The following is a 15,479-nucleotide window of genomic DNA, read 5'->3' as shown; positions in this document are numbered from 1 at the left end:
TACATACAGTGAATAATAAACCTTCTTGTACTTCAAAACAGCCAGTAAGCCAACAACGCAACCGACAGTAAATAGAAGAACAGTAATCCATGAGCCGTACATTCAATTTCCCTTTGGCAGCTAACGCCCCGCATAAAGGGCAGCTGCTTGTGGGCTAAACTTGCGCGTAGCGCCAGCCCACAAGTAGATGTCCGCGCGAACGAAGTGAGTTTTAATGCGTTTGTTAGGTTGCATGATGCCTATACTTCCTTGATAGGGATATAGAAAAAGGAGTATTTTGCACAAGATAGACATCCTGATTTTTGAAGAAAACTCTCCTTGTGTCGCACCATTTTAAGTTTTCCCAAGGAATGAAAAAGCTTTTTATCCATGGGTAAATGAAACCTCCCTTCATAAATATACCTTCAGAGTTTGAAGCAACCCTCATACCATTCACGTAAAACTTAGGATTCTCTGTAGAAATAAAACGAACAAACTCGTCTGAATAATTTAATTTTCTATAGTCTTCATGATTTAAGCGGTAGCGCTCTTGCAAAGAGGTTAGCGCTATATTTTGCTTTTGCTCTCTGTATAGCGATATTAGAGCCCAAATCATGATGGTAATTGATAAGAGTAAGAAAACCATAACTATCGGTGCGACCTAACTTCCCGCATAACGGGCAAATATACGTAGGCTAAAATACTGAGCAAAGCGAGGGGAGCCTACGTGTATTTGTCCCCCGCGAGCGCAGCGAGTGTTAATGCGCTTGTTAGGGGCTGAGCTGGTATTCCCACACATGCTGCTTAGCCTTGTTTGGTTTATTGTATTCCGGCCGATACCAGAGCGCCAAAGACGTGAGGATCACTGAATTAATGAATAGTTGTCTTGCATCACCATCAAAACGGGCACCATCCGGTGTATTGGCTTTTAAGTTTTGACAAAGATCATGAACTTTTTTGTCTTTGAAGCTAAGCCCATGAACTTTGTGAGCAAACTCATTTCTTACCCGACGAATATAGTCACATTCTTTGTATTCGAGATCCGTGATTAGACCTAGGCAATAAGCTATTTTAATGCGAGCACTAAAAGCGCCGAGCGGTGCGTTTCCACCTTTAAGCAATTCTTCAGCATCTTTGCACTCAACGAAGTGTGCTTTTAACAAACGCCCCAATCTATCATCAATTAGAGCTGCACCTACTAAAGCAGCACCTCTGTCAGTTTCTTCCTGAAACTCCCTCAGAAATTCTGAGAAATACTTTAAATCTTCTTCTCTCAAGGTAACTCCTTGTTGGCCCCTAACACCCCAATAAGGGGCAAATATGTGTGCGGCATAATCCGACGAGGCCGCACACGTATTTGTCCCAACGACCGCAGGGAGTGAGCTTGATTGACTTGTTATACATCACTGTTTCATTAGCCTTTGGAGTATATCTATTCGGTCATGAATTCTCTTACTTTCAATGTGAGTTTCTGCACTAACTGCAACAATCATCAATAGCAATGCGTACAGTACAGGCTGTTCAAAAAGCTCAGGAAACATCCAGAGTAAAAATGCGAACACCGCAATAAAGCCCAAGTTTCTTAAAAGTGTTTCTTTTATGCTCGGCTTCAATTTCTCAAATTGATTTAGCAGAGCTTCTTTCTTTTGAATGTCGTCGTAAAGAGCTTTTGCTTCTATTTCATCCTTGTTCATTTTGTATTCCTAATTTGGTGTATAACTTTTAAATAAGGGGCGCAGGCGCGTGGGCGATAATGGCGAAGCCGCCCACGTGTATGCGTCCCAGCCTGCGCCAGCAGGCGACTTGATTTTTTTGTTATGTACGATTAAAAAACTACCTTGTAGCAACTGCCCCTACCCCTTAAAACGAGTTTTGAATAAAGAATAAAAGGTAGATGCTAATAGCACTATTAGAGCAAGCAAACCTAACCATAGAGATGCCAAGTAATAAAAGACAGTTGCAGTGCCTGAGGAAACGGAAAATAGCCCACAATCATAGCCGCATGTTTCCATTCTATATGCCGCAAATGCGAATATAGCTAGCAAACATATAAAAGCGATCAGGCTAATATTCCTTATTTTTCTCAGCACTCAAAACTCCATTTTTACAGCTAAGTACATAACGCCCCGCATAAAGGGCAGCTACTTGTGGGCTAAACTTGCGCGAAGCGCGAGCCCACAGGTAGATGTCCGCGCGAACGAAGTGAGTTTTAATGCGTTTGTTAGGTGACATTCGCCTGATTTTTCCCACAATGCCTGCATGCCTTATCGCTTTCAAAGCGTGTGTAAAGGTTCTTAATTGGCATATTTTTTCCATTTTTATATTTAGCAAGATTCCCTCCGCAATGACCACACCTTATCAGATTGTATAGGCAAAAATAGTGAGTAATCGAAATTAAAAGTGAGGATAACAAGACTAACCCTACAGCAGGAGCTAAGTCGACAATGCCAGCGAAAGCCAAAATAACCGCTGATATAAGTCCAGATACAGCGACGGCTACAGATGCGACTTCTAACTTTGCTATCCAAGTTTTGTTTAGGATTTCTAGAGTACTTGCCATGGCACCTAACTTTTAAATAAGGGGCGTAAACATGTGGGCTAAAATCCGAACGAAGTGAGCAGCCCACATGTTTGCGTCCCAGCCCGCGCGGCGGGCGAACTTAATTTTTTTGTTATGTTTCAAACCTACGAAGCATAAATGAATAATTGTTTTTTAATGTAATCCGTTTTATCGCGTTGCGAGCTGAAGGCTGATATTCGCGCCAATTCCAATGATTGTCTATGAGAATAATTTTCGATATGCCAAATCGCTCTAAATCATCTAAGCTGTAATCCCATCCTATTAAATCATTGTCAAAAAGGGATTTTAATTTATCCCACATGGTCATTTCATTATGCCAGTACACAGTAATAAGATTATCGACTCCTATTCTATGATAAAAAGCAGCTTCTCTTTTTCTCATTTTGGGTAAATAGCTAGAATAAAATGATTCGTCAGAATCTGTGGTATCCCACTGTTTCTGCCAAGCACTTCCGTGCCACATTAAAATTGTGTCTTTATGCAAGTATTTAAGATTACCTGCGGGTAAAACATAGTTTGCGCACGAGGATAAACAGAGATTTTTTATTTCTATATTTAGCTTATTGCTGTGTATCCACTCACCGAGGTCCATCCCTGCACCAATTTCTCCACCTGAACTTGAAATAATAAGTCTTTTTGGCTTTTCCTTGGACTTTTCAAATGCTTGAAAAATCGCTAAGTTCGAAGACTTAGTTATCGACCCTTCGTATACTAGAACGTCATTTTGGATGCCTACAAAGAAATTGCTTTCTACATCGTTTTTTTCAGCGTCCAACGACGTGCAGGCTACACTCCCTAAAAGAACAAAAAGAAAGAGAAATTTCATCTGACATCCACTTGAAACATAACGCCCCAAGCAGGGGCAAGTACATGCAGGCTAAAATACGGAACGAAGTGACGGGAGCCTGCATGTAATTGTCCCGCTGACTTGGTTTGTTATACCTGTGTTTGCAACACCTTGGAACCGCTCTTTATAAATGAGCTTGAGTTACGGTTAACACAAGAATTTGAAAAAACACTGAAATCATAAGGTACTCTAGAAACCTCGTAGTACGATTGAACAGAGCCATTTTCAACGAAGACCAATAGTGTAACGCCGTCGTTGACCCATACTGACGTCAATGATTCTAATTGCCATTGAAAGCCTAGTAATTCTTGGGCAGCCTCATCAGTCGAATAAGGGCCAAGGAAACAAACTTTTTCCCAGTTGCCGTCAACGTATTTGACTAATTTAATCGGCTCTTCAGAGTAATCAAATTCTAAGCGAGGTGTCTCTGACTCACTGAAGGAGCAACCGCTCAAACCCAGAATTAAAATCGCAAAATATAAATATTTCATAAGAAGGTATAACGCCTCGTTTAAGGGGCAGAAACACATGGGCTAAACTGCGAAGCAGCCCATGTGTTTGTGTCCCAGCCCATGCCCAGCATGGGCGAATTAAAACGTTTGTTAGGAGACATACTTCAGAACACCAAATAATGTTAACGATATTAATGAAATCAAAGTCAGGTAATTAAAAACATGGCCTGCATACTTATATGTTTGCGAGAGAGTAATGCCTTCAGTGAAAAATTTATGATTCTCATTCCATTCATCGCCAATTTTATCTCTAAGTTCTCTATGGCCTTTGGCTTCACCGCCTAGAATATACAGACCAGTTATTATGCAACTAGACATTGTGACTATACAGGTTACAAGGAAGAAGATTGCTTCAGACGATAAGGCTGATGAAGCATCCTGTAAGCCAATAAGTAGCACCAGAGACGGAGTGACAATTGTAATTACAATTCGTATCCATGCTAGTGAAGCATTCTTAGCTTTCTCATTGGAATCAATGAAGGCTACCTTTGCTTTATTAAAGTCACTGTCCATATGTCTCCTAACACCCCAATAAGGGGCAAATACGTGTACGGCATAATCTGAGGAGGCCGTACACGTATTTGTCCCAGCGACTGCAAGGAGCGAGCTTAATTGGCTTGTTATACATCAGTTCCTCTGCCTGACTAGTTCGGAAGCCCACTGGTCGTTTACGTTAATTACTTTACACCGTTCTTCTTCAGGAATAGAGCTATCTAATTGTTCGTTGCATTGCTCTAGAGCCAATTTTGCTGCTGCCGAAGCGCTGGTTTGTTCCGATACCCAAGCGATACTGAAATAGTTTTCTGAAATTGCGTATGCCTTATGGTTTGAAGCAGACTCATATCGCTTAAAGAGTTCAAGTATTGGCTCGCCATAATCCGTCTTAACCAGCCATTTCTTTCCGGTGGCTTTTTCATTGTATTCAATTGGTGTGCTTGAGCACGCAACCATTGCAAATACGAAGCCCATCAGTAAAAAAATTCTCATAACTTACCTGAGGTATAACGCCCCGCATAAAGGGCAGCTAGCTGTGGGCTAAACTTGCGCGCAGCGCGAGCCCACAGGTAGATGTCCGCGCGAGCGAAGCGAGTTTTGATGCGATTGTTAGGTACGTGTCTGATAAAACCGTTATATTGCATAAGCCAAAAATGCCAACCCGAAACTTAGAAAGCCCATTAAAATGACACACGTGATGTAACCAACTTCAGTTTCCGACCGTTTAATTACAAACAGGCCAAAAGCAATTTCATTTGCCAGCAGGCCTAATATAAAATGGAAAAACAAAATCATTGCCAGCCATGCGAACAATATCCATTTATCTCCTGAGCTGACTTGTTGATTATCATGTACAGCAAATATCCAGACTAGAACCCCCAGAACACCTATGTAGGAAATGAACCTAGCTATCATATTCATTTTGGTATTAGTGAATGAAATCACGATAAGTACCTAACGCCCACATAAGGGGCAGTAATACGTGGGCTAAAATAGGAGCGAAGCGACAGAGCCCACGTGTTACTGTCCCAGGGAGCTTGCGACCGACTTAATGTGTTTGTTATACCGCGACCCTTGGTATCCAATACATTATCTTATTTACTCCGTCATTCTCTATGACCTTCGGGGTTGATGCAAACTGCAATACCTTAGCTTTAACTTGTTCTTGCCCAAAAGTTTTTACACATGGTTGAATAAACCATTTGTTGAAACTGGGATCAGGCTCACATAGTGCAGCTAGTACTAAATCATCAAATAGTGATTTTGGAACGGGAGAAACCTTTTCCAATAATTTGGCGGTAAACCACTTTCTTTCATCATCAATTAGAGACGCCGTAAACCATGCTAGTGCTTCAGGGTTGTCTCTAGGGAACTTTGAAGCAATACTGCCAATTAACTTACGGATTTGATGATGACTTTCATTGCGATCTCGTAACTCTTTTGCAGAGACATATTTTTGATAAGAGTTTTCGAAGTTCATAAAACCTTTATAGCGGTATAACAATTTATTCGACACCAAAGTGGGGTAAAAAAGTACGCCGTTTTGGTGTTATATCTGTTTTAGCAGTGTAACTGATTGGTCTGAAGCGTCCAGCATTATTGGCTTGGAATGTTATTGGACGTTTTGGGGGAATTTATTGCGACAAATTGGCGTAATAGGCGGGTATACCTATTGGATCGCAAAATCTGGGGTTTTATACAGTTTATTTTTGCTTGAAAATAACGATGAATTTTTACGTGATCATCGAAAAAAGCATATTAGTTGAATTGCAATAGAGGAGCAAAATCAGCCTGAACGTTGTAATTTTTCGTAGATTTTTTATTAAAAATAAGGGGGAGTGGTGGACGCTACTGGGCTTGAACCAGTGACCCTCGCCTTGTAAGGGCGATGCTCTCCCAACTGAGCTAAGCGTCCTAATATCGTGTTACATTTCGAAAAGAGTGGTGGACGCTACTGGGCTTGAACCAGTGACCCTCGCCTTGTAAGGGCGATGCTCTCCCAACTGAGCTAAGCGTCCATCTTTTCCCGCTGAAGCGGTTAAGTGGGCGGTATTATAGAGTCGTAACGCGCCCTGTCAACCGTAAATTTTACGTAAATTCCATTTGATTAAATTGTGGTCAGAAATTGATTTGTCTAGACTCAACTAATGCTCAAAAAATGCGCGATAGCTAATTTTGTCGTAGGAACAATTCTCATGAAAGGTCTAATTCAACGATTGCTGATTGTCACATTAACTCTCACGCTTTTCGCCTGTGGGGGTTCTGACGGTGGCGAAACGCCAAGCCCCACACCAACGCCGCAACCAACCCCAACTCCAACGCCACCACCGACACCGCAGTCGCCAGAGCCGAGCCTTTGGGAACAACAGGTTGACGCCGCTCGATTACTTCAACAGGCAACGTTCGGCGCAAGTTTGGATGCAATTGATGCCGTTGTTGAGGCGGGGGCAGAAACCTGGCTGGATACGCAAATGGGGTTGCCCACCAGTAGCCATGTCGATTATTTAAATGCGCTTACTAATCAGGTTGAGCGCGACGATATATGGCGCGAACACCGCATCGAAGCTTGGTGGAATGCGGCATTAACAGCACCCGATCAATTGCGTCAGCGCGTCGCCTATGCGCTGAGCCAGTTAATGGTCATTTCAGATAAAAGTATTTTCTCTGACGATCAGTTTGGTATGGCTAATTATTACGATTTATTGGCATCTCATGCTTTTGGCAATTACCGCGATCTGCTCGAAGATGTTACGCGCTCACCGATCATGGGCATGTATTTAAGTATGCTTGGCAATGAGAAGCCCGATGCGGCAAGAAACATTCGGCCAGATGAAAATTACGCTCGCGAGCTGATGCAATTATTCAGTATCGGGTTAGTTGAGCTTGGTCTCGATGGCACACCGCTTATCGGGACCAATGGAGAGCCGATAGCAACGTATGATCAAGCCGTTATTGAAGCCTATGCGCATGTGTTTACCGGCTGGAACTTTAGTCCAGCCACGGAATTTACCTGGTACAACTGGTGGCAGAATTACGACACGTTAAATGCGATGGAGCCAGTTGAGGCCTTTCATGATACAGGCGAAAAGCTGTTATTGAATAATGTTCTTGTGCCAGCTGGGCAGTCGGCTGAACAAGATTTAACCATGGCGTTAGATAGTTTGTTTATGCATCCCAATGTGGGGCCTTTTGTCAGTCGCCATCTTATCCAGCAGTTAGTAACCAGCAATCCTAGCCCTGCGTACATCGCACGCGTTGCCAGTGTATTTAATGATAACGGTGAGGGTATTAGAGGCGATTTAGGCGCAACAATCAAAGCCTTACTGTTGGATGAAGAAGCGCGCAGTGGCCACCATGATTTGCCTCAACAATTTGGCAAACTAAAAGAGCCGATCATCAAGCAAACCCAACTTTGGCGAGCATTTAGTGCCTTTTCACCAAACCAGCGGATGCAACTCGGTTACCCCGATTATATCTTTAATCAGGCACCGTTATCGTCTCCCTCGGTGTTTAACTTTTATCTACCGGATTATTCCGAGCCGGGCGAGCTTGCAAGCGAACAGCTGGTCGCCCCAGAGCTACAGATCATTACTGAAACCTATGTGGTGCGAGCCACAAACTTCATTGCTTACTCAACGCTTTGGGGCCATCAAGTGCGACGTGATCCCGCAGATGACAAAGATATTTTAGTGTCTTTTGATGCTCAGATAGCGCTTTTGGATCAACCCGAAGAACTACTAGAGCAGTTAAATTTATTGCTGTTATCTGGCGCTATGTCAGATCAATATGAAGCGATACTGGCAGAGGCGTTGACGCTAACAGATGGATTAGAGCCTGCTGATCGTGTGGCCAACCTGGTCTTTTTAATTTTGTCATCACCGCAGTTTGCGGTTCAAATGTAGGAGGCTTTAAGCATGCAAACATCCAGACGACGATTTTTAAAGCAATCCTTAATGTCTGCCGGTTCTTTGACAACGGCAGCATCGCTTGGACTTAATCTAACGTTATCACGAGCCGTGATGGCGCAAAGCTCTGCCCGTTTTAATGATTACAAGGCATTGGTGTGCGTATTTTTATATGGCGGTAATGATTCGTTTAATATGCTGGTGCCGACCGATCCCAATGATTACTCGATTTATCAAGGCGTCCGTCAGTCGCTGGCTTACCCGCGCGAAACATTGTTGCCACTCGCAAGCGCAAGTTCGTCTGCTTATGCTGTTGGACTGCCGCCGAGTGCGGCGCCATTGCAAGAATTATTTAACGCCGAGAAACTGGCCTTTGTGTCTAACATTGGCCCGATGCAGCGTCCCTTATCAAAAGCCATGTTGCTGAATGACAACAGCTTGCTGCCACCACAATTATTTTCGCACAATGATCAGCAAGCCTTATGGCAAGCGGGTTCGATGAACACAGGATCACGCACGGGGTGGGGCGGGCGCATGGCCGACCTACTCTATGATAGTAACGATAGCTTATCGATGAACCTAACGCTGTTTGGCAATAACCTGTTACAAGCGGGTACCCAAGTGGTGCCTTTTGCAGTTTCTCCAGACGGACCTGAAGCGTTTGCAGCGTTGGATCCGAACCAGCCATGGGATGCTGAACGAATCGATTTGTTTAATCGCATGCTTGAACTCAGTGCCAATCCGCTCGAGCGCGCATACGCACGCAAACTCACTAGCGCAGCAAACAACAATGCACGTATCCTCACGGCGATTGAAAGTGTTTCCCCCACGACGACGAGTTACCCCGAGGGCAATGATTTAGCCGCGCAACTACGTATGGTGGCGACCTTAATTGCCAGCCAGCCGGTATTAGGTCAGTCTCGGCAAATCTACTTTGTTGGCCTCGGTGGGTGGGATACGCACGATGCGCAAGCACAGTTGCATCCGCAGTTGTTAGTCACTTTAAGTCATGCGTTAAAAGCATTTCAGGATGATATTGATGAGCGTGGTCTCGGTGATAGCGTAGTTACCTTTACGGCTTCAGAGTTTGGTCGCACGCTGACCAGTAATGGTGATGGAACTGATCATGGTTGGGGCGGGCACCAATTGTTGATGGGGGGGCCGGTTGACGGTGGTAGTATCAAAGGTCAATTACCCTCGTTAGCGCTAAATTCGGATGATGACATTGGGGATGGACGTATGATCCCAACTCTTGCGCTGGAGCATTTAGGCAGTGAATTAGCCGCATGGTTTGGTTTAAGTGATAACGAACTGGCGGCGGTATTTCCGAATTTGGACGAATTTGATCGCAGCGCCCTGCAATTGTTTTAGCCGGGGGTTCGTTTCGCGCCACAGCTAGGGTAGAATGCGCGCCAAATTTGTTTTAGGTAATGTAACAATGACTGTAGTGACTCGATTCGCGCCAAGCCCAACAGGCTATTTGCACGTAGGCGGCGCACGAACTGCGCTTTACTCTTGGTTGTATGCCAAAAGCCAAGGCGGGCAATTTGTTTTGCGTATCGAAGATACCGATATCGAACGTTCTACCGAGGAGGCTAAACAGGCCATCCTTGATGGTATGGCGTGGTTAGGCCTGGACGCGGATGTTGGTCCGGTATATCAAACCGATCGCTTTGACCGCTACCGTGAAGTGATTGAGCAGTTAATGGCCGAAGGCAAAGCCTATAAGTGTTTTATGCCAGCAGACGAGCTTGACGCTATCCGTGAAGAACAAAAAGCCAAGGGTGAAAAACCGCGTTATCCTGGCACATGGCGAGATCGAACTGATCATCCAGCAGGTCAGCCTTACGTGATCCGCTTTAAAAATCCGCAGCAGGGCAGTGTGGTCTTTACTGATCATGTGCGCGGTAAAATTGAAATTGCCAACGCTGAAATGGACGACTTAGTGATCATGCGCAGTGATGGCACACCGACCTATAATTTCTGCGTGGTCGTTGATGATTGGGATATGGGGATCACGCACGTGGTACGCGGCGAAGATCACATCAACAACACACCGCGCCAAATCAATATTTTACATGCGTTGGGTGCACCGGTTCCTGAGTATGCCCATGTGTCGATGATTTTGGGCGATGATGGTAAGAAGTTATCCAAACGCCATGGCGCAGTAAGTGTAATGCAATACCGTGACGATGGTTACTTGCCACAAGCGGTTCTTAATTATTTGGTGCGCTTAGGGTGGTCTCACGGGGATCAGGAAATTTTCTCCGTTGAGGAAATGATTGAGCTGTTCTCGTTAGATGCCATTGGTCAGTCGGCATCGGCGTTCAATACTGAAAAATTGATTTGGTTAAACCAGCATTACATCAAAATCTTGCCAGCTGATGTGGTGGCTGAGCATGCGCAATGGCATTTCGAGCAGCAGGGCATTGATGTGAATACTGGACCGGCGCTTACTGAGGTGATCAGTGTGCAAGCGGAACGCGTTAAAACGCTCGCTGAACTTGCCAGTATCAGTCGTTATTTTTATCACGACTATGATGAGTTTGATGCTAATGCCGCGAAGAAGCACTTGCGTCCTGTTGCCAAAGAGGCCTTAACCTTGGCGCAAACCAAGTTGGCCGCTATTACTGATTGGACAGGTGAAAATATTCAAGCTGCGATCAATCAAACGGCTGAAGAGCTGGAGATTGGTATGGGTAAAGTTGGCATGCCACTGCGGGTTGCAGTGACGGGTGGAGGTAATTCTCCATCGCTCGATTTGACCTTAGCGTTGATTTCTCAAACAAAGGTTGTACAACGAATAAACAAAGCATTGGAATTCATCGAAAACCGCGAAAATTCCTAAAAAAATCGTTGACACTTTAAGGTCTGATGCCTAGAATGCGCCCCGCTGTCACGGAACAGACTCAGCTTGAGTCAGGTTCAATAGCCGGGGCCATAGCTCAGCTGGGAGAGCGCTTGCATGGCATGCAAGAGGTCGGCGGTTCGATCCCGCCTGGCTCCACCAATTTGTGACACATTACTAGGTAAGGTCGTTCAGTAACTACAGTTACTTCGCCTTACAGAAAATCAGCAAAGACTTACTTTGCTAAGCCGATTTTCTGTCCCCTTCGTCTAGAGGCCTAGGACACCGCCCTTTCACGGCGGTAACAGGGGTTCGAATCCCCTAGGGGACGCCATTTTCATCCTTTACTGGTTAAGTTAAAGGGTCAAGCAAGGCTAAGCTTGCACGTGATTGAACACTCAGTCACATTGTTCTAGGTTTAGGTTAAAGTTAGCTTTGGTTAACAAGCCTGCAAAGAATCACCACCGCTAGGTGGCAGTAAGATTTTTTGTCCCCTTCGTCTAGAGGCCTAGGACACCGCCCTTTCACGGCGGTAACAGGGGTTCGAATCCCCTAGGGGACGCCATATACAAATACACCCGCTTTTGCGGGTGTTTTTGTATGTGCGTTTTGTACGGGTGAGAACCCCTTCGGTTCGACAAAAACGTCGGGAACGTTTTTGAACATCGCGCAGCGATGGCCCGTAGGGCAAAATGCAGGAAGCATTTTGTAATCCCCAGTTAGGAATATATTTATTTTTAAACGATTATAGGAACACCCGCTTTTGCGGGTGTTTTTGTATGTGCGTTTTGTACGGGTGAGAACCGCTTCGGTTCGACAAAAACGTCGGGAACGTTTTTGAACATCCTCTTTTTAAAGCGTTTTTAACCAAATCTGTGCGCTATCGACATTATCAAAAAAGTCAAAAGCGATACCGCATTCTTGATAAATGCTTTGCATTTGCTGAGTGACGGTGTTCTTCCCGTCAACATCACCGATAACTACGGCAGAGGCGGTTAACCCTCTCGTTTTGCGCATTAACACGGTTTGCTTGAGTCGTGCAGCAGCATCTGGGGTAAACAAACTAAGTCCATGCAAGATAATTATTTGTGTCCAAGAGCCACCGCTTAGGGTATCGATCGCGCCGGCAATAGCGTGCTCGTACTCCTGCACAATCTCTTGATTATAGGGGCCTCGACCATCAACAATACGGCAATTTTCATCGATCTCGATAGTAAAACTGCCGTGCGACGCAAAAACGCTTTTGTTCATTTAATGACTGCACTTTAGAACAAGGTGAGAGAATGATCTGCAGCCATCTGCGGGCGCAAATCTCTTTTGAATTTAGTCGCTTTAGCAAAAAAGTACAAATCACTTTCAAGTCAGTGCAGACGATGGTTAAATCAAGACATAACATAATTCATCACGCATGGTGCATCTGCAGAGATGGAGATTTCCCTGTTCCAGCAGCTAGTGAGCGCGACATCTGCTGCGCTTGAAGACCAACAGGCAGCAAAGTCGTTTGCTGCGCTAGATTTTGATCGTGCAACCACGCATCGATTGTTTAGCGCAGGATTAGCGTTCAGTAATGACACCCTAGACTTATACACCAATACACTCTCGACCAGTGTTAGCGTAGGTGCCTGGCTAGATACTTTCGTGCTCATGCTGGAAGATTTGAGTGCAGAAGAATCCTTATTTGTTATCAATACCGGTGTGTCCTCGGTCACCATCACCATGACTAAATCACAAGAGCTGCCCCATGTGCAGCTATTGTTGTGTGGCTTGATGATTAAGCATATTCGCCTCAGTGGCCTATTACCCGAGGGACTCATTGAATGTCATTTGCATGGCAGCATAGAAGAATGGCAGGGCCATCGTTTTGCTGAAGATACTGACCTGTTAGTCCGCTTGAGTGTGCGCCGAGAGAGTCTGACGCAACCAATGCGCAATGCAAACCCGCGCTTAAATGAGGCGTTTCTAAGCCAGTTAAACATTTATCGTAGAGGTTTAGGTAACCATAAGAATATTGAGTTTGCCGTGGTGCGAGAAGTTGCCCGAACGGAAAACTGGGATGCATTGTCGCAATCCGCTGTTGCGTCACAACTGGCCATGAGTGAGCGCACCTTGAGTCGTAAGCTCAATAGTGAAGGGCTGAAGTTTCGCGACATCGTCGCTGCTGCGCGCAACACAAAAGCCCTATCATTATTGTTTGCGGGTGAATCTATTGAGTCCATCAGTCTGCAATTGGGTTTTTCTGATCGTGCCACATTTGAGCGTTCATTTAAGAAATGGCAGGGCATTTCACCGGCGAAGATCCAAGCCCAATACGTATCGTTATCGCACGGCAGCAATGTGAAAGACATCATTGATGCCGAGCAACTCCCTCACTTACCTTCAACGGTGACGAAATTACTCGATTGTTTGCGCGATCCGGAAGCTACCATCGAGCAGATCATTGAGCTTTTGCAGGGCGACCCTGTGCTAGTCGCGAAAATAATGAAAGTGGCCAACAGCAGTATGTATGCACATGTTAAAGTGGCCAACTTGAAACAGGCAGTTATTGCTATATTTGGTGTTGAGAAGCTGTATGCCTTGACCTTGGCGATTATGTCCTCACAAACCTTTGCGCGCGAATTAAAAGGATTCAATTACGCCCATTTTTGGCACCGTGCGCTACTTGCTACACACATCGTAGAAGAACTTAACGAAGCCAGTAATGCCAATAAGGTAGAGGCTGAAACCGCCTACCTTGCAGCTTTGCTACATAATATTGGTGAGCTTGTTTTACACTTTTATTTACCCGATGAAATGCGAGATTGCGCTGCAGAGCTCGATGAGCTGAGCACGTGGCGTGAGCAAAACCGTTTTCAACAGCACCGCTTGGGAACCAGTACGGTAGCGGTAAGCGCGTTTGTTAGCCGGTTATGGCACATGCCAAAAGAAATGTGCCGCGTGGTAGAATCTTTAGGGCCAGTCGGTGATAGCAAACACGGTGTTGTGCATCATAGTCTCGACATCTTGGATTACTTAATGCTCCCCACACAACAAACCCAGCGTCAGATAAAACCCTTGTTACAACACTACTTTGCGAGCAATGATCAGCAAAAAGCCTTTCTGGTGCGCTGTCGAGAAGTCCGCGATGAACTGTTGTCCTTGGCCAATGCGCTTAGCCCTTCTTCTGCAGCGTAACACCTTTGACTATATTGTTGCTGGCATAAAACAGGTAAACTAGCCGCGGTTTAATCATTTGAGATTGTTGGTGACAAATTCATCGAATACTGCAGCGTTAAAAGTCATGTTAGCCCCCATGGAAGGGGTTGTTGATCACTTAATGCGTGACATGCTAACCCGCATTGGGGGCTATGATTTATGCGTGACTGAATTCGTGCGTGTCGTCGAACAAAAAATTCCTAACCACGTTTTTTATCGTTTATGCCCTGAGCTTCAGACCGATGGTAAAACACCTAGCGGTGTGCCGGTGCGAGTGCAGTTATTGGGGCAATACCCCGAATGGATGGCTTATAATGCAGCGCGCGCCATTGAGCTTGGCTCTCCAGGTGTGGACCTGAATTTTGGTTGCCCAGCTAAAACGGTAAACAAAAGTCGCGGAGGAGCGGTTTTACTGAACGAACCGCACACCTTGCATGCGATAGTAAAGGCGGTGCGTGAGGCAGTTGATCCGGCGTTTCCTGTGACCGCAAAAATCCGCTTAGGCTTTGAAGACAAACAGCAGGTGTTCGACAACGTGCAAGCCCTGGAAGATGCTGGCGTGTCAGCTATTACCATTCATGCACGCACCAAAACCGATGGCTATAAACCGCCAGCCTATTGGGATTGGATTGCCAAAGTGAAAGCCACCTGTCAGGTACCGATTATTGCCAATGGTGAAATTTGGCAGCGTAGCGATGCGCTGCAGTGTCTGCAACAATCCGGGTGCGAGCAACTGATGGTGGGGCGTGGCGCTTTGTCGATGCCCAATCTTGCCTTACACATTAAAAACCAGCAAAGCCCAATGCCATGGGCAGAGGTGACGGAATGGTTAGTGGCTTATTCAGGCTATGAGATATTTGGCGACAAAGGCCGCTATTACCCAAATCGCATCAAACAATGGTTCGGCTATTTAAAAAACCAATACGAAGAGGCTGCCGTGGTGTTTGATCAGATCCGTCGTTTGCGTGAACCGACAGAAATCGTCGCCGTTTTGCATGCGAATCAGCATCAGGTGTTAGCGACTGCGACACAATAAATGATTACGTCAGCAATCTAAATGGGTTGTGCTAAGGTATTCATACTGTTTACGATAACTTTATTCCAACCAACCTAAGAAAAA

At 45.2% G+C, this 15,479-nt stretch carries 15 protein-coding genes and 5 tRNA genes; 9 read left to right on the top strand and 11 right to left on the bottom strand.

What is annotated here, in order from left to right:
• Positions 1-749: 749 nt before the first annotated feature.
• Both CSH92_RS14990 and CSH92_RS14985 read right to left on the bottom strand, forming a co-directional pair.
• Positions 750-1,256, bottom strand: a complete 507-nt coding sequence (locus tag CSH92_RS14990) for an MltR family transcriptional regulator (protein WP_164084764.1) — start codon at positions 1,254-1,256, stop codon at positions 750-752.
• A 126-nt stretch (positions 1,257-1,382) separates the two neighbouring features.
• Entirely contained in the window at positions 1,383-1,673 is a 291-nt protein-coding gene (locus CSH92_RS14985) for a hypothetical protein (protein WP_100658450.1), read from the bottom strand.
• Positions 1,674-2,423: 750 nt separating this feature from the next.
• On the opposite strand from CSH92_RS14985, the gene CSH92_RS17340 reads away from it, so the two are divergent.
• Positions 2,424-2,555 carry a hypothetical protein gene (locus tag CSH92_RS17340; RefSeq protein WP_276307876.1) on the top strand — a complete coding sequence of 44 codons (132 nt, stop codon included), beginning with the start codon at positions 2,424-2,426 and terminating at the stop codon, positions 2,553-2,555.
• A 96-nt stretch (positions 2,556-2,651) separates the two neighbouring features.
• Here the strand turns inward: CSH92_RS17340 and CSH92_RS14975 are convergent, their stop codons facing one another.
• The 8 genes from CSH92_RS14975 to CSH92_RS14945 form a co-directional block, all read right to left on the bottom strand.
• Positions 2,652-3,386, bottom strand: a complete 735-nt coding sequence (locus CSH92_RS14975) for a hypothetical protein (RefSeq protein WP_100658448.1) — start codon at positions 3,384-3,386, stop codon at positions 2,652-2,654.
• A 110-nt stretch (positions 3,387-3,496) separates the two neighbouring features.
• Positions 3,497-3,898 (bottom strand): hypothetical protein, encoded by a 402-nt coding sequence (locus tag CSH92_RS17070; RefSeq protein WP_124916976.1) that lies wholly within the window; start codon positions 3,896-3,898, stop codon positions 3,497-3,499.
• 111 nt (positions 3,899-4,009) lie between these two features.
• Entirely contained in the window at positions 4,010-4,432 is a 423-nt protein-coding gene (locus CSH92_RS14970; protein ID WP_100658447.1) for a hypothetical protein, read from the bottom strand.
• Positions 4,433-4,546: 114 nt separating this feature from the next.
• Entirely contained in the window at positions 4,547-4,906 is a 360-nt protein-coding gene (locus tag CSH92_RS14965) for a hypothetical protein (RefSeq protein ID WP_100658446.1), read from the bottom strand.
• Between the two features lie 141 nt (positions 4,907-5,047).
• On the bottom strand, positions 5,048-5,359 hold the full coding sequence (locus tag CSH92_RS14960; protein ID WP_124916975.1) for a hypothetical protein: 312 nt from the start codon (positions 5,357-5,359) through the stop codon (positions 5,048-5,050).
• A 115-nt stretch (positions 5,360-5,474) separates the two neighbouring features.
• Positions 5,475-5,894, bottom strand: a complete 420-nt coding sequence (locus CSH92_RS14955; RefSeq protein ID WP_124916974.1) for a hypothetical protein — start codon at positions 5,892-5,894, stop codon at positions 5,475-5,477.
• Positions 5,895-6,253: 359 nt separating this feature from the next.
• A tRNA-Val gene (locus CSH92_RS14950) sits at positions 6,254-6,329 on the bottom strand.
• 27 nt (positions 6,330-6,356) lie between these two features.
• Positions 6,357-6,432, bottom strand: a tRNA-Val gene (locus CSH92_RS14945).
• A gap of 177 nt (positions 6,433-6,609) precedes the next feature.
• On the opposite strand from CSH92_RS14945, the gene CSH92_RS14940 reads away from it, so the two are divergent.
• The 6 genes from CSH92_RS14940 (at position 6,610) to CSH92_RS14915 (ending at position 11,732) form a co-directional block, all read left to right on the top strand.
• Positions 6,610-8,316 (top strand): DUF1800 domain-containing protein, encoded by a 1,707-nt coding sequence (locus tag CSH92_RS14940; RefSeq protein WP_124916973.1) that lies wholly within the window; start codon positions 6,610-6,612, stop codon positions 8,314-8,316.
• A 12-nt stretch (positions 8,317-8,328) separates the two neighbouring features.
• Positions 8,329-9,690: a DUF1501 domain-containing protein gene (locus tag CSH92_RS14935; RefSeq protein ID WP_100658442.1), complete on the top strand. Its 1,362-nt coding sequence runs from the start codon at positions 8,329-8,331 to the stop codon at positions 9,688-9,690.
• A gap of 67 nt (positions 9,691-9,757) precedes the next feature.
• Entirely contained in the window at positions 9,758-11,167 is a 1,410-nt protein-coding gene (gene gltX / locus CSH92_RS14930) for a glutamate--tRNA ligase (protein ID WP_100658465.1), read from the top strand.
• Between the two features lie 86 nt (positions 11,168-11,253).
• Positions 11,254-11,329, top strand: a tRNA-Ala gene (locus CSH92_RS14925).
• Positions 11,330-11,425: 96 nt separating this feature from the next.
• Positions 11,426-11,501: transfer RNA gene (locus tag CSH92_RS14920), tRNA-Glu, on the top strand.
• A gap of 155 nt (positions 11,502-11,656) precedes the next feature.
• Positions 11,657-11,732 (top strand) — tRNA-Glu (locus CSH92_RS14915).
• A 287-nt stretch (positions 11,733-12,019) separates the two neighbouring features.
• Here CSH92_RS14915 and CSH92_RS14910 read toward each other — a convergent pair.
• The gene (locus CSH92_RS14910; RefSeq protein WP_100658441.1) at positions 12,020-12,418 is read right to left on the bottom strand and encodes a hypothetical protein; all 399 of its coding nucleotides are present in this window, start codon (positions 12,416-12,418) and stop codon (positions 12,020-12,022) included.
• Between the two features lie 201 nt (positions 12,419-12,619).
• Here CSH92_RS14910 and CSH92_RS14905 point away from each other — a divergent pair, with 201 nt between their 5' ends.
• Both CSH92_RS14905 and CSH92_RS14900 read left to right on the top strand, forming a co-directional pair.
• On the top strand, positions 12,620-14,338 hold the full coding sequence (locus tag CSH92_RS14905) for an HDOD domain-containing protein (protein WP_164084763.1): 1,719 nt from the start codon (positions 12,620-12,622) through the stop codon (positions 14,336-14,338).
• Positions 14,339-14,444: 106 nt separating this feature from the next.
• The gene (locus tag CSH92_RS14900) at positions 14,445-15,395 is read left to right on the top strand and encodes a tRNA-dihydrouridine synthase (protein WP_100658464.1); all 951 of its coding nucleotides are present in this window, start codon (positions 14,445-14,447) and stop codon (positions 15,393-15,395) included.
• Positions 15,396-15,479 lie beyond the last annotated feature (84 nt).

Source organism: Neoalteromonas flava (genome assembly GCF_002807685.1).
GTDB classification, from domain to species: Bacteria; Pseudomonadota; Gammaproteobacteria; order Enterobacterales; family Alteromonadaceae; genus Alteromonas_E; species Alteromonas_E flava.
Note: the sequence above shows the minus strand (reverse complement) of the source record. Positions and strands in the feature narration are given on the sequence as shown.

Excerpts from the sequence above, each read along its gene's own strand:
- CSH92_RS14985 (WP_100658450.1), bottom strand. The coding sequence starts at position 1,673 with ATGAACAAGGATGAAATAGAAGCAAAAGCTCTTTACGACGACATTCAA.
- CSH92_RS17340 (WP_276307876.1), top strand. The coding sequence starts at position 2,424 with ATGCCAGCGAAAGCCAAAATAACCGCTGATATAAGTCCAGATACAGCG.
- CSH92_RS14975 (WP_100658448.1), bottom strand. The coding sequence starts at position 3,386 with ATGAAATTTCTCTTTCTTTTTGTTCTTTTAGGGAGTGTAGCCTGCACG.
- CSH92_RS17070 (WP_124916976.1), bottom strand. The coding sequence starts at position 3,898 with ATGAAATATTTATATTTTGCGATTTTAATTCTGGGTTTGAGCGGTTGC.
- CSH92_RS14970 (WP_100658447.1), bottom strand. The coding sequence starts at position 4,432 with ATGGACAGTGACTTTAATAAAGCAAAGGTAGCCTTCATTGATTCCAAT.
- CSH92_RS14965 (WP_100658446.1), bottom strand. The coding sequence starts at position 4,906 with ATGAGAATTTTTTTACTGATGGGCTTCGTATTTGCAATGGTTGCGTGC.
- CSH92_RS14955 (WP_124916974.1), bottom strand. The coding sequence starts at position 5,894 with ATGAACTTCGAAAACTCTTATCAAAAATATGTCTCTGCAAAAGAGTTA.
- CSH92_RS14940 (WP_124916973.1), top strand. The coding sequence starts at position 6,610 with ATGAAAGGTCTAATTCAACGATTGCTGATTGTCACATTAACTCTCACG.
- CSH92_RS14935 (WP_100658442.1), top strand. The coding sequence starts at position 8,329 with ATGCAAACATCCAGACGACGATTTTTAAAGCAATCCTTAATGTCTGCC.
- gltX (WP_100658465.1), top strand. The coding sequence starts at position 9,758 with ATGACTGTAGTGACTCGATTCGCGCCAAGCCCAACAGGCTATTTGCAC.
- CSH92_RS14910 (WP_100658441.1), bottom strand. The coding sequence starts at position 12,418 with ATGAACAAAAGCGTTTTTGCGTCGCACGGCAGTTTTACTATCGAGATC.
- CSH92_RS14900 (WP_100658464.1), top strand. The coding sequence starts at position 14,445 with ATGTTAGCCCCCATGGAAGGGGTTGTTGATCACTTAATGCGTGACATG.